Annotated in this window: 12 protein-coding genes; 5 read left to right on the forward strand and 7 right to left on the reverse strand. The window is 64.3% G+C overall.

What is annotated here, in order from left to right; translation table 11 throughout:
• The first annotated feature begins 156 nt into the window (after positions 1 to 156).
• Both ALII_RS0108405 and ALII_RS0108410 read left to right on the forward strand, forming a co-directional pair.
• Positions 157 to 630, forward strand: coding sequence for a TerB family tellurite resistance protein (locus ALII_RS0108405; RefSeq protein ID WP_024586876.1), 474 nt, complete (start codon positions 157 to 159; stop codon positions 628 to 630).
• A gap of 4 nt (positions 631 to 634) precedes the next feature.
• Positions 635 to 1420, forward strand: coding sequence for a glutamine amidotransferase (locus tag ALII_RS0108410; RefSeq protein WP_051375813.1), 786 nt, complete (start codon positions 635 to 637; stop codon positions 1418 to 1420).
• Here the strand turns inward: ALII_RS0108410 and ALII_RS0108415 are convergent.
• Positions 1373 to 2614 carry an MFS transporter gene (locus ALII_RS0108415; protein WP_024586878.1) on the reverse strand — a complete coding sequence of 414 codons (1242 nt, stop codon included), beginning with the start codon at positions 2612 to 2614 and terminating at the stop codon, positions 1373 to 1375. The genes ALII_RS0108410 and ALII_RS0108415 overlap by 48 nt on opposite strands.
• Positions 2615 to 2768: 154 nt before the next feature.
• On the opposite strand from ALII_RS0108415, the gene ALII_RS0108420 reads away from it, so the two are divergent.
• The gene (locus ALII_RS0108420) at positions 2769 to 3854 is read left to right on the forward strand and encodes a YihY/virulence factor BrkB family protein (RefSeq protein ID WP_024586879.1); all 1086 of its coding nucleotides are present in this window, start codon (positions 2769 to 2771) and stop codon (positions 3852 to 3854) included.
• 190 nt (positions 3855 to 4044) lie between these two features.
• Positions 4045 to 4737, forward strand: coding sequence for a YrbL family protein (locus ALII_RS0108425; protein ID WP_024586880.1), 693 nt, complete (start codon positions 4045 to 4047; stop codon positions 4735 to 4737).
• 99 nt (positions 4738 to 4836) lie between these two features.
• Here the strand turns inward: ALII_RS0108425 and ALII_RS0108430 are convergent, their stop codons facing one another.
• The 3 genes from ALII_RS0108430 to ALII_RS0108440 form a co-directional block, all read right to left on the reverse strand.
• Positions 4837 to 6345: a tripartite tricarboxylate transporter permease gene (locus tag ALII_RS0108430; RefSeq protein WP_081718937.1), complete on the reverse strand. Its 1509-nt coding sequence runs from the start codon at positions 6343 to 6345 to the stop codon at positions 4837 to 4839.
• Positions 6345 to 6848 (reverse strand): tripartite tricarboxylate transporter TctB family protein, encoded by a 504-nt coding sequence (locus tag ALII_RS21900; protein WP_024586882.1) that lies wholly within the window; start codon positions 6846 to 6848, stop codon positions 6345 to 6347. The genes ALII_RS0108430 and ALII_RS21900 overlap by 1 nt, the downstream gene beginning before the upstream one ends.
• Positions 6849 to 7001: 153 nt before the next feature.
• Positions 7002 to 7994, reverse strand: a complete 993-nt coding sequence (locus tag ALII_RS0108440; RefSeq protein WP_024586883.1) for a tripartite tricarboxylate transporter substrate binding protein — start codon at positions 7992 to 7994, stop codon at positions 7002 to 7004.
• Between the two features lie 172 nt (positions 7995 to 8166).
• On the opposite strand from ALII_RS0108440, the gene ALII_RS0108445 reads away from it, so the two are divergent.
• Positions 8167 to 9075, forward strand: a complete 909-nt coding sequence (locus ALII_RS0108445; RefSeq protein WP_024586884.1) for a LysR family transcriptional regulator — start codon at positions 8167 to 8169, stop codon at positions 9073 to 9075.
• 39 nt (positions 9076 to 9114) lie between these two features.
• On the opposite strand, the gene ALII_RS0108450 is transcribed toward ALII_RS0108445, so the two are convergent.
• The 3 genes from ALII_RS0108450 to ALII_RS0108460 form a co-directional block, all read right to left on the reverse strand.
• Positions 9115 to 11142 (reverse strand): TRAP transporter fused permease subunit, encoded by a 2028-nt coding sequence (locus tag ALII_RS0108450; protein ID WP_081718938.1) that lies wholly within the window; start codon positions 11140 to 11142, stop codon positions 9115 to 9117.
• Between the two features lie 70 nt (positions 11143 to 11212).
• The gene (locus tag ALII_RS0108455) at positions 11213 to 12379 is read right to left on the reverse strand and encodes a TAXI family TRAP transporter solute-binding subunit (RefSeq protein ID WP_029660345.1); all 1167 of its coding nucleotides are present in this window, start codon (positions 12377 to 12379) and stop codon (positions 11213 to 11215) included.
• Positions 12380 to 12813: 434 nt separating this feature from the next.
• Positions 12814 to 13578 (reverse strand): SDR family oxidoreductase, encoded by a 765-nt coding sequence (locus tag ALII_RS0108460; protein ID WP_024586887.1) that lies wholly within the window; start codon positions 13576 to 13578, stop codon positions 12814 to 12816.
• Positions 13579 to 13644: the final 66 nt, after the last annotated feature.

A 13644-nucleotide genomic window follows, 5' to 3' on the forward strand; every position in this document is an offset into this window, starting at 1 on the left:
GATAAAGGGTGGGGGTCACTTCAGAAAAAACCAATCTCCTCCACCCCCCACACCCAAACGATTGCCCGCATCTTGGCCTTTTCGCCGTCCTTGCGTTAAATGAAGGCAATCGGGCGCGATTCGCTGGTCGTGCCGCAAGGGACCTGACGCCGCCTCATGCTCGACCGCCTTCTTTCGCTTTTCCGTGACGTTCCCGCGGGCCGATCCGACTCCGACCGCTCCGACGATCCGAGGGTGGCGGTCGCGGCGCTGATGTACCATATCGTCGATGCGGACGGCGTGCGTGGCGCGGATGAAGCCGAGGCGCTGCGGCGGACCATCGCGGAGGCCTACCGGCTTTCCGGCGACGAACTCGACCGCATCCTCGTCGCGGGCGAGACTGCCGAGCGGGACGCGGTCGATCTCTATGCCTTCACCAGCGTCATCAATCGGCATCTGGACTTGCCGGCACGTCAGGAACTGATCTCGCTCCTGTGGGAAATGGTCTACGCCGATGGCGAGCGCCACGAACTGGAAGACAATCTCGTCTGGCGCGTTTGCGAACTCGTCGGCATCGACGGGCCGGAACGCGTGGCCCTGCGCCAGCGCGTCGCCGAACGCCTGCAATTCAGGAACGAAGACAACGGATAGAAGAATGCTGCACGGACCGATCTCGAAAGACGCATCCCACAAGGGGAAGCAGATCCTGATCGTCCTGCATCAGGAGCATTCGAGCCCCGGCCGCGTCGGGCAGTTGCTCGCCGCCGACGGCTACCATCTCGACATTCGCCGCCCGCCTCTGGGCGACGCTTTGCCCGCCACGCTCGCCGACCATGAAGGCGTCGTGATCTTCGGCGGGCCGATGAGCGCCAACGACCCGGAAGAATTCGTCAAGCGCGAGACCGACTGGATCTCGGTGCCGCTGCGTGAGGAAAAGCCGTTTCTCGGCATCTGCCTCGGTGCGCAGATGCTGGTCAATCATCTCGGCGGCAAGGTCGGCGGGCGCGACGACGGTCATGTCGAGATCGGCTGGTATCCGATCGAGGCAACCGACGAGGCGCGCGCCCTGCCGCTCGACTGGCCGTCCATGGTCTACCAGTTCCACCGCGAAGGCTTTTCGCTGCCCGCGGGCGCAAAGCTGCTGGCGACTGCCGAATCCTATCGCAACCAGGCGTTCCGCTATGGCCACAATGCCTGGGGCATCCAGTTCCATGCCGAACTGACGCGCGTCATGATGCACAAATGGGTGGTCAAGGGCGCGCACCGCTTCGTCCTGCCCGGCGCGCAGCAGGGCCGCGACCATCTGCATGGCCGCATGCTCTGGGACCTGAAGCTCAAGGCCTGGCTCGACGGTTTCCTGAAGCTCATCTTCGACCGCCAGGCGTTCGAGGCGTCACATGCGTCCGTCGAGACGTCGCGCCTTTCTGAGTTCGGGAAATAGCCAGGCCCACAGGCCCGCAACGCCGACCGCGCCGATGCCGCCCAGCACCACTGCCGGCACCGTCCCGATCATGGCGGCCATCGTCCCGGCGCGAAACTCGCCGAGCTCGTTCGATGCGCCGACGAACACCATGTTCACCGCATTGACCCGCCCGCGCACCCGGTCGGGCGTCCAGAGTTGGATCAGCGTCTCGCGGATGTAGACGGAGATCATGTCGGCCGCGCCCAGAAGCGCCAGCGCGACGATCGACAGCCACGGAATGGTGGAAAGGCCGAAGATCGCGGTGAAGACGCCGAACAGGCCGACGAAGACGAACATGATGATGCCGGCATGGTCGCGGATCGGATGGCCGGCGAGCCAGATGGCGACGCCGATGGCGCCGATGCCGGGCGCGGCGCGCAGGAGCCCGAGGCCCCAGGGGCCGAGTTCGAGAATGTCGCGCGCATAGACCGGCAGCAGCGCGACCGCACCGCCCAGAAGCACGGCGAAGAGATCGAGCGAGATCGCGCCGAGCACCACCTTTTCCGACCGGATGTAGCGGAAGCCGGCGAAGATCGTCTCCAGCGACGGACGCTCGGTCTCGGTGTGCTGCTTCGGCTTGGGGATCGAGAAGATCAAAAGCGAGGCGATGCCCATCATCGCCGCCGCGGTGCCGTAGGCCGCCTCGCTGGCAAGGCCGTAGAGGAGGCCGCCGGCGACCGGCCCGACGATGGTCGCCGTCTGCCAGGCCGACGAGTTCCACGCCACGGCGTTGGCGAAATCCTTCGCCGGCACGAGATTGGCGACGAGCGAGGCGGACGCCGGTCCGAAGAAGGCGCGCGCGACGCCGAAGACGAGCAGGACCGCGAAGACCGGCGCGGCCGAGCCGAGCCCGCGAACGGAAAGCCAGAGCAGCGCCGCCGCGCAGCCCATTTCAAGCAGGGAGGCCAGCCCCATGACGAGCCGGCGGCCGAACCGGTCGGCGACCGCGCCCGTCACCAGCACGAGCAGCAAGGCCGGCGCGAACTGGACGAGGCCGACGAGGCCGAGATCGAACGGATCGCGCGTCAGATCGTAGACCTGCCAGCCGACCGCGACCGACACGATCTGCGTCGCGAAGGTCATGAAGAACCGCGCCACCCAGAAGCGCAGATAGGAGGAATGGCGAAACGCCGCGTAGCGGTCGTCGGGATGCGCGGTTTTGGCTTCGGTCATGGGCGGGTCCGGGTCGGCTGCACCTTCTGATAGACCCTTTCGCGCCCCGGCGCGCCTCTACCAAGCGGCTGGACCAGCGCTTCTCGCGCGCTTGCGCCATGCAACCTATCGGCGTCTTCAAGGTTTCGCCCATAGACGAAAAGGGGCGACAGGAATGGACGAGACGGGCAGGACGACGGGGCGCGGACGGAACGCGGACCGTCCTTCGGCAATCCCCGCAAGGGGCTGGAAGGACATCGCCTGGCGGGTCTGGGCCAATATCAACGAACACCGCGTCATGCTGATCGCCGCAGGCGTCACCTTCTACCTGCTGCTGGCGCTGTTTCCCGCGCTTGCCGCCTTCGTCTCGATCTACGGCTTCGTCGCCGATCCGGTGACCGTCGGCGACCACATCTCGTTTCTGGGCGGCTTGCTCCCGTCCGCGTCGCTCGACCTCATCTATGCCCAGCTCGAGGCGCTCGCCGAACAGCGGCCCGAGGCGCTGAGCTTCGGCTTCGTCCTCGGCTTCCTCATCGCCCTGTGGAGCGCCAATAACGGCATCAAGTCGATGTTCGAGGCGATGAACGTCGCCAATCAGGAGAACGAGAAGCGCTCCTTCGTGAGGCTGAACCTGATCTCGTTCTGCTTCACGCTCGGCGCGATGTTCCTCGCCATCGCCTTCATCTTCACCGTCGGCGTGGTGCCCGCGATCCTCGCCCTTTTGCGCCTCGACGATTTCGGACCGATGCTGATCGCGGCCCTGCGCTGGCCCGTCATGCTGGTCATCATCGTCACCGGCATCTCGCTGCTCTACCGGTTCGGCCCGAGCCGCGAACAGGCCAAGTGGCGCTGGCTGTCCTGGGGCGCGTGCTTCGCCTCGGTCGTGTGGATCGTGACCTCGTTCGGCTTTTCCTACTACCTGCAGAATTTCGCCGACTACAACGCGACCTACGGCTCGCTCGGCGCGGTCATCGGCTTCATGATGTGGACGTGGATTTCCGCCATGATCGTCATCGTCGGCGCCGAGATCAACGCCGAGATGGAACACCAAACCGCGCTCGACACGACGACCGGCGCGGACCTGCCGATGGGCATTCGCGGCGCGACCATGGCCGACACGCTCGGCAAACCGGCCGAGACCTTCGTTCCGGACGAACACATGAACGATGACGGCGCGCGGACCGGCAAGGCCCATGTCGGCATCCTCGCCGCGGCAGCCGTCATCATGATGGCGATCCCGGTCCTGCATCGGGTGCGCTGACGCGCGGATGCGACGTCTTTGCAACAGAATTGCGACAATCTGTCCATCGGTCTGGAATAAACGTTGCGAAGCTTCGTTCAATGTCCGTTAAGTCGAACATTGAACGAGCTAACCATGACGTTCATCCAGCCGCGTACCAAGCATGCACTGGATGAGTATTTAGCTGTTGCTAATATGGATATTGCTGCGGATGGGCAGGCAAGTACTCGAATTGCGCGATGCTGTTCCGGTTTGTCGCGGCAATGCGCGGAATATCTACGACCTGCCCATTTATCCCGGCAGTGTCCTCAAGACCGTTCGCCCCGACAAGGTCGACGAGAACGGATTTCTCGCCGGCAAGAGCGCCATCAAAAAGGTACGTCTGGAGGGCTGCTATCACGGGTTTGCGCGCGAACTGCGCGAATTCCTGATCCAGTTTCGCAAACACCGTTGCGAGTCGGCGTTTTCACTTCCGATCGCTCATATTCACGGCATCGTCCAGACCGACGAGGGGGCCGGTCTTCTCGTTGAGAAGATCGTCGGAACAGATGGCGGTCTTGCACCGACGATCGGAAGGCTGCAAGCGTCCGGCACGCTTGCCAACAAGCACCGGCAGGCGCTCGAGACCATGTTCGAGCGCTGCCGCGAACTGCATATCGTCCTGAACGATATCCATGCCAACAACATCGTCTATACCGAGGCGCGCAACGGCATGCCTGAATGTGTGTGCGTGGATGGTTATGGCGAGCGCGTCCTGATCCCGATTCAACGTTGGTCCAAATGGGTCAATCGGCGCAGGATCGACCAGATCGCACGCGATGCCGATCAATATCTCGGCGGGGATACGCGTTGCGAACCTTGGGGGCGGCAACGGCGAATGCGCCAGGCTACTGCGCGCGCCTGAAGACTGGTTGCGCCGAGCGGGAACGAACCGCTGACATCGTCATGACAAATGCGCGCTATCCCGACTGCATCCGCGTCGACCGCGTTCGATACCGGAACCTCACGACGGCGCCTCGGCTGCCTTGCGTCCACGCAGGCGTGCCCATAGCGGGGTCTGGCCGACGATGATCGCGATCAGCGAGAGGGTCAGGATCAGCGACAGCGGACTGGTGAAGAACTCGCCGGCGAAGATCATCACATCGTCGCGCGCGGAGATCATCGCGCGCCTGTAGGAAACGTCCATCAGCGGCCCCAGGATGATGCCCAGGATGACCGGCGCGACGGGGAAACCATACACTTTCAGGAAGTAGCCGAGAATGCCGAAGGCCAGCATCCAGTAGACATCGGTCACGCTGTTCTGCACGGCGAACGTGCCGACGACAGACAGGACGACGATGAGGGGCAGGATGATGCCCTTGGGCAGTTCCACGATCTTCGAGAAGAGCTTGATGCCGCTGAGGCCGAAGATCAGCAGGAAGATGTTGGCCAGCACGAGATTGCCGACGATGAACCAGAAGAGATGTGGCGTCTCGACCATCAGCAGCGGGCCGGGCTTCAGACCGTGGATATAGAGCGCGCCGATGATGATCGCCGTCACCGCGTCACCGGGGATGCCGAGCGTCAGCATGGGCACATAGGCGCCGCCGACCGCGGCATTGTTGGCCGATTCGGGCGCCACAAGCCCTTCATAGGCGCCTTCGCCGAACGGGCGCGAGGGGTTCTTGACCGTCCGTTTCGCCTGGTCGTAGGCGAGCAGCGAGGCGATGTCTCCGCCCGTTCCGGGCAGCGCGCCGATGGTCACGCCGATCGCGGACGACTGCAGCGAGAGCGGAAGGTATTTGCGGATCAGCGACCATTTTGGAATGACGCTTCCGACCTTCTGCTTGATTGCCGGCAGGTCGAAGGTCCGCAACTGGTAGAGGACTTCGGCAACGCCGAAGAAACCGATCATCGCGGCGACATAGGAGATGCCGCCCATCAGGCTGAATTCGCCGAAGGTGAAGCGCGCCTGCGCCGTCATCGGGTCCATGCCGACGAGGCCGATGACGATGCCCAGCGAAGCGGCGAAGATGCCCTTGGCGAGCGAACTCGCGGCCAGGCTGCCGACAAGCAGAATGCCGATGATGGCGATCAGCAGATAGTCGCGCGGCGCGAACATCAAGGCGAATTTCGAGATCACCGGCGCGGCCACCGCGAGCGCGATGATGCCGACGAAGCCCCCGATGACCGACATGACCGTCGAAAGGCCGATGGCCGGCCCCGCCTCGCCGCGCTGGGCGAGCGGATAGCCGTCGAGTGCGGTCGCGACGGCGCTCGGCGCGCCGGGAATGTTGAGCAGGATGGCGGTGCGCGAACCGCCATAGACGCCGCCCATATAGACGCCCGCGATCAGGGCCAGCGCGTCGTTCACGTCCCATGTGAAGGTGAAGGAGATCAGGATCGATGCGGCCATCGTCACCGACAGGCCGGGTATGGCGCCGATATAGATGCCGGCGAACGTGCCGATCGCCGTCCAGACGAGCAGGCTCGGGTCGAGCCATCCCATGAAGAAGTAGCCGAAATTCTCCATCAGAAGAATGCTCCCCTCGGCAGAACGACGACGAAGACGTAGCGGAACAGACCGTAGATCACGGCGACCGAGACGGCGCTGATCACGAGCGTCAGCAAGAACCGCTTGCGGTAGAGCAGGATCATGGCAGCCGACAGGAAGAGGTAGGAAGCGACGATGAAGCCGAGCGGCTGAAGGGCGAGCATGTAGCCGATGATCAGGGCCGCGAACGCCACGATGCGAAACGAGACCACGTCGCCGAAGAACTGCCGGCCATCGCCGCAGCCCTCTCGCCGGGCCGATTTCGCGATGATGACGATCGCGGTCAACACCATCGTCCCCGTCGCCAGCATCGGGAAGACGCCGGCCGAGGACAGCGACTTGAAGCCGGCGATCGACCACGCCTGATAGGCAAGGACGAGGCTGGCGATTGCCAGGAGGACATTGAAGATCGCACTGCCGGGCGCTACGCCCTCGGGCGCGCGCTGATAGGCGGTGCTGCCGGTCTGGTCAGGCTCGTTCATGGGGTCCTCCCGCGGCAGCCATCCGCTTTTCGAGCGCTCGCAAGGTTCATCTGGCGCTCTGATCTTGCTGGGATTTCATTGCACCGTCCGCGCTCGTCGCACGCACGGGTGGCCCGTCCGCCGCCAAGGGGCAGACAGGCCGTTGCGTCCGGGTCAGGGACGCGGGATGTTCAGTTCCTCGGGCGAGCGCTCGACTGCGCCGGCATCGGCCAGCGTCCAGACAGTGGCCGACTGCCACTGCTTCAGAAACGCGTCCGCCTCTTCACCCGATATGTTCATCGTGATGTTTGTGCGGTCGGCCATGAGCGTCTTGAAGGCGTCGGTGTCGGCTGCGGTCTTGAACGCTTCCGTGAGCTTGGCCTTGACGTCGTCCGGCGTGTCCGCCTTGACGAAGACGCCGTAGAACGGGCCCCAGGGGAGCAGCGAGGAAAGCTCGGGATAGTCTTCGGTGATCGGCGGCACGCCCGGCAGCGCGTCGATCTCCTCGGCATTGAAGACCGCCAGCGGCTTGACCGTGCCGGCCTTGATCAATTCGGCCGCGGCGGAGGCGCCGACGGGCATGAAGTCGACATGACCGCCCTGAAGCGCGGTCAGGCCGGGGCCTTCGCCGTCGAACGGAACGGCCGTCACCTCGTAATCCGCGACTGTCGAGAGCATCGCGCCGATGACGTAGGGAATGCCGCCAGGCCCGGTCGAGCCCATCTTGATCTCGCCCGGCCGGCTCTGCGCATCGGCGACGACATCGGCAAAGCTTTCCCACGGCGAATCCGGGCTCGTGACGATGACGCCGACGCCGCGGCCCAGGATGTTGACCGGATAGAACTGGTTGTAGTCGATCTCGCCGAGCCCCATCACTCCATGAAGCTGCGGGTTCTCCGCGCCGAAGAGGATCGTGTAGCCGTCGGATGGGGCCGAGGCGACATAGGTGGTCGAGATCGCGCCGGCCGCGCCGGCCTTGTTGAGCATGACGATCTTCTGGCCGAGCGCTTCTTCGGCGGCCGGCGTCACGGCGCGCGCGACGACGTCGGTCGCCCCGCCCGCGCCCCACATGATGACACCCAGAAGCTCGCGCTCCGGATAGTCCTGCGCGGCGGCCACGCCGACCGAGGCCGCCAGGCCGGCAGCCATTACGATGCTACGGATCATTTCATTCCTCCCAAATGGCAACGAGACACCATGCGGCAACCCGGCATTCAACGCAGGCGCGGACTTGCCCTCCCGCCGGCCGCATGCGTTCCGCCATTTACAAGCAGCGTGCGTGCAAACACAATTACCAAGATCGTCGAATGACATAACATCAGGTTAAGGTTGGATCGAGATGCTGACGTTGCGACAGGTCGAAGTGGTTCGCGCGATCATGGTTTCGGGCTCCATCGCCGGGGCTGCACGCCATCTCAATGTTTCGCAACCGGGCATCAGCCGCCTGATGAAGCATCTGGAAACCTCCCTCGGCATCAGGCTCTTCGTCCGCCGGGGCGGCCGCTACGTGCCAGCGGAGGAAGCGCGCGCCGTGTTCGAGCAGATCAACGACGTGCATCGCAAGATCGACGACCTCCAGCTTGCGATCGACCGGCTCGCCCGGGGCAAGGATGTCGGGCTGCAGTTCGGATCGGTGCCCTCGATCGCCAACGTCATGGTGCCGCGTGCGGTGGTCGCGATGCAAAAGCGCTATCCCGACCTGCGGCTCAACATCGACATCATCAAGATCGAGGAAGCCGTCGACTATCTGATGCTCGCGCGCGGCGAGGTCGCGCTGATGAGCTACCGCCTCGACCACCCCTCGCTCGTCTTCGAGCCGCTGGCGACCGGCAAGCTCGTCTTCATCACCGCACCCGACCACGAGGCTGCGCGGATGCCCAGCATTTCCGTTGCCCAGATCGCCCGCTACCCGCTCATCGGCATCGATCCGAACGACCCTTACGGCCGCATCATGGTCTCGCTCTTCGAGCGGCACGGCTTCGAATACAACATCCCGATCCGCGCGCGCTTCGGCACGACCGTGATGTCGCTCGTCGAACGCAATGCGGGCGTCGCCGTCATCGACACGTTCTCGGTCGCCGATATCGGCAGTGGGCGCCTTGCCGTGATCCCGATCGAGGAGGAAACGAGCTTTCAGACCTATTTCGCCACGCGGCGCGACAGCTCCATTTCCAGTTTCGCCGGCAGTCTCATTCAGGAACTGAAGAAATCCATGACGTCGAGCCCCGCGCTCGACCCGCAGCATTGAACCCCATCGGCAGCACGCTCCGACGACCCATCGACTCCCTCATGCAGGGACGGCGCGTCTGTTCCGGAGGAACGTCACCACGAGCGTCGGCGCAGCGATCAACAGTGCGATCGCGGCGGTTTCGAGGTTCGACAGCCCGAGGCTCTGAACGCCCGGTGCGGCCAGCGCAAGTCCGCCGATTGCGAGCATGATCCGCATCGCGTAGCCCGGCGCTCCGTCCTGTATCGCACCCAGGCCCGCGATGTATCCCTGAACGGCAGAGCCGATGAAGATGACGCCGACGAGGGCGGTGACGAAGACCGCGCCGACTTCGACCGGCGTGCCTTGCCCGATGAGCGCGGGATTGAGGACGAAGAAGAAGGGAACGACGTAGATCACGCTGCCCAGAACACAGGCCGACGCCGCCGCCTTCATCGGGCTGACGCCGGCGATCGTCGCCGCCGCGAAGGCGCCGAGCGCGACCGGCGGCGTGATGAAGGACACCATGCCCCAGTAGAGAATGAAGAGATGCACGGCCAGCGGGTCGAGGCCCGACTGCACCAGTGCCGGCGCCAGGACGATGGCGAGGAAGATGTAGCAGGCGGTGACCGTCATGCCCATGCCGAAGATGAACGCCGTCGCGGCGCCCATGATCAGCAAGGTCAGCGTCCCGTCTCCGGCGAGGAAGACGAGATCGTTGACCAGCGTGCCGGCGAGGCCGGTTGCCGAAAACGCCCCGACGATCATGCCGACGGCCAGAAGCAGCGCCACGAGTTCCGCGAGCGAGCGCCCGATCGAGACGAGCAGATCGGCGAAGCCGCCGATGGACAGACGGGTCGACGGCCAGATCTGGTTGATGATCAGGAGCAGCGCCGTCGCATAGAACGGCGCCAGCGTTTCCTGCCGCAGGCCGATCATCACGAAGATCAGGACCGCGAACACCGCGATGTACTGCCAGCCCTCCGCGAATGTCTGCCGGAACGTCGGCAGTTCGCTTTCGGGCATGCCCTTGAGGTTGCGCTTGGCGGCATAGGCGTCAAGCTGGACGAACAGCGCGAAATAGAAGAGAACCGACGGAATGATGGCGGCAATGGCGATCTCGACATAGGGCCGGCCGAGGAACGACGCCATGATGAAGGCGGTCGTGCCCATGACGGGCGGCATCAATGTCCCGCCCGTCGAGGCGCAGGCTTCGGTGCCGGCGGCATAGCGCGCGGAAAACCCGGCGCGTTTCATGGCAGGTATCGTGACCACGCCTGTCGTCAGGACGTTGGAGATGACGCTTCCCGACATCGACCCCATGAAACCCGAGGCAAAGATCGCGACCTTCGCCGCGCCGCCGCGGAACCGGCCCACGAGCGCGAGCGCCAGATTGTTGAAGAACCTGCCACCACCGGTGAACTGAAGCGCGGCCCCGAAGACGATGAAGCCGATGACGAGTTGCCCGAAGGCCCGCATCGGAATGCCGAACGAGCTTTCGGCGGAAATGATATGGAATGCGATCGTCTCGTTGAGCGGAGACGGAAATCCCGAGATCGGGCCCGGCATCTTGTCGGCGACGACCGGATAGAGCGAGAACAGCAGCACCAGCACGAAGATGATGAGACCGCCGGTGCGGCGGGCGCCCTCGAGAATGAGCGCCCACATGACGAAGCTCAGATAGGTCGCGAGCGGCGGTGCACCGTATTCCCAGCCTTGAAGAAGGCTGGTCTGGGCCGTGTAGGCGAAATAGCCCGACACGCCCGCACTGGCTGCGGCGAGGACGAAATCGTACCAGGGAATCCGGTGGCTCGGCGCACCCGCGAATGCCGGGAACGCGATGAACGTCATGGCCAGGAAGATGCCGGACAGGACGTACAGATATTGCGGATCTAGAATTGTGGTCGGCAGCAGCCGAAGGTTGAAGAGCTGATTGACGGCCAGCGCGATCGCCGCAAGCGTCGCGAGTGCCAGAACCCAGCGTATCGAATTCGGCAGGAGGCGATAGCGCAGCTCCTGGGCGATTTCATCCTTGGCATGGTCCTGCAGGACCGCTGGTTCCGCGGGAGACGCGCTCTTGGCGCCTCCCGTCACATGCTGACCGGTCATCGCAGGGTTCCCGTGCTGGAAGCAGACAAATGAAGGCCCGGCGCGGGCCTCCACTTCCTTGGCCGTTCGGCTATTCGAAGACCACGCTCAGCCCGGCTTCTTCCAGCTTCCGGGCACGAATTTCCATCCAGCGCGCCTCGAAGTCCGCCTCCGCGACCTCTTCGCCCTGCATCTCCTCCCAAGCCGCGGCCAGAACGCCCTGTCGCTCGATCAGGGCATCGTTGTGCGCGTCATGCTCTTCGGTCCAGACGCCCGCCTCGCGGAAATATTCCACCGCCCCTTCGTGATAGGGCACCGCCCAGGCGAATACCTGATTGTCCAGCGCCCAGCCGTTGATCCCCGGCGCGCTGTCCTGATAGGTCGGATAGAGTTCGACCATGGCCTTCGTCATGTTGTAGACGAGACTTGTGTCCTGCTCGGCATAGGTCGTCAGCACCGGGTAGGGATAGGTCGCCGCCTCGTTGACGTTGTCCGCTCCCATCGCGGCGCCTTCGGTACCGTCATTGGGAATGAAGAACGGTGCCCGCTCCTGAAGGCGCTGCCAGCCCTCCGTGTCGTCATGCGGCAAAGGCGGCCAGAACAGGCCGCGCGGCGAGGCTTCGAGCTGATAGGCCTGACCAGATGTCGATGCCGCGAATGCCGCGTCCGCCTGGTCGTTGATGATGGCCTCCCAGGCCGCGCCGAAGCCCGAGAACTCGACGCGCTCCACGTCGTCCCACGTCAGGTTCGCAAAGGCCAGGATCGCCGTGATGTTCTCGTTCAGCGAGGGTGCGCCGACGACATAGGCGACCCGTTTGCCGGCCAGGTCCGCGATGGTCTCGATGCCCGCATCCGCCGCGACGCCGATGCCGAGATTGCCGTCGCCATTGGCCGCCAGAAGCAGGCGAACCGCCTGCGGGCCCCAATCCGCGCCGCCGAACTCGAAAACACCTTCCTGCGCGAGATAGGATGCGCCGACGCCCGTGGCGGAGAACTGGACGCGGCCCTGGCGCAGGGGAACCTGACGCGAAACGTCGTTGCGTCCGGGCAGCACGCGCAGGTCGATGCCCAGTTCGTTCTTCAGCGCGCCGCCGATGGCGACCGCCTGATTGTAGCCGCCAGAACCGACATCATAGGCGGTCCAGGCAAGCTGGCCGGGCAGTTCGATATCCTGCGCCGATGCCTGGCCCGTAGCGGCGACAGCGCAAAGAATGCCGGCCGCGACCGCGGTGCGGGAACGCAATGAAGTTCCGATCATGAATGCTCCTCCTCTGTGGTCTTCCAAATCGTCGGATTCCGCGTGAGCGAACCGAACCTCCCCGGTCGCACGCAGCTCTCAATGTGGATGGCAATCGTCGGGCAGAAGGCTGCCGGTGGCGGCTCGACACCTTTGGCGGCATGAAAATTCATCCGCGGAATTGCCCGGTCTGCGCCTTACTCCTCCCATCCGGACCATTGCATCCCGTCCAGCTTTTGTCCAACGCGGCTCAATCCAACCAGATCAATTTGAACGACGTTCCAGTGATCCGTCGAATTCCTTCCGAACAATGCGCGATATTCGCATGAATTTCAGCACTTTCGGCCAATATCGCGGCACGCCCGCCGGACGTTGCTTGCAATGCTTTTCATTCCCTCGATTGCGATTTCGCCACCATCGAAACCACCAATATTGTCATCGCTGCGGCAATGATCTCAGGCAATGGTCACGCCGCCATCGGCGACGATGGTCTGGCCGGTGATGAAACTCGATGCGCCCGATGCCAGGAAGGCGACGATCGAGGCGATTTCGCCGGGATGGCCGATGCGGCGCAGCGGGGTCGTCCGGTTGCGCTCGGAGAGCAGTTGCTCGTCTTCCCACAGGGCGCGCGCGAAATCGGTCTTCACCAGGCCCGGCGCGACGCAATTGACGCGCACGTTGCGCGGCCCCCATTCGACGGCGAGATTGCGCGCCAGTGCGAAGTCGGCCGCTTTCGAGATGCCGTAGCCGCCGATCCGGTCGGTTCCCCGGATGCCGGCAATGGACGACACGATCACCACCGCGCCGCCGCCCCGCTCCGCCATTTCCGGGATCGTCAGGTTTGCCAGCCACAGATTGCTCTTCACGTTGGCGTCGAAAATCTTGTCGAAGGCCTCGTCGGTCATCTGCGACAGCGGCCCGTAGACCGGATTGACGGCCGCGTTGCAGACGAGAATGTCGATCGGGCCGAGCCTGTCGCGGGTCGTCGAGACGAGCGCCTCCACCTCGTCGCGTCGCGTGATGTTGCAAGGGACCGCGATCGCCTGCCCGCCCTTGGCCGTGATGCCGGCCACCACCGCGTCGCAAACCTCCGCCTTGCGGCTCGACACGACGACCGAGGCACCCAGTTCGGCGAAGAGTTCGACGATGGCGCGTCCGATGCCGCGGGTCGAACCGGTGACGACCGCCACCTTGCCGGTCAGGTCGAGCGGGTTGTTCATGGCGATATCTCCCCCATTCAGATTTTTATCGTGGACGTGCCGCAGGACGGTCCCGCTCAAGGGGCG

The organism is Aliihoeflea sp. 2WW (assembly GCF_000497755.1).
In the GTDB taxonomy this organism is placed as follows: domain Bacteria; phylum Pseudomonadota; class Alphaproteobacteria; order Rhizobiales; family Rhizobiaceae; genus Aliihoeflea.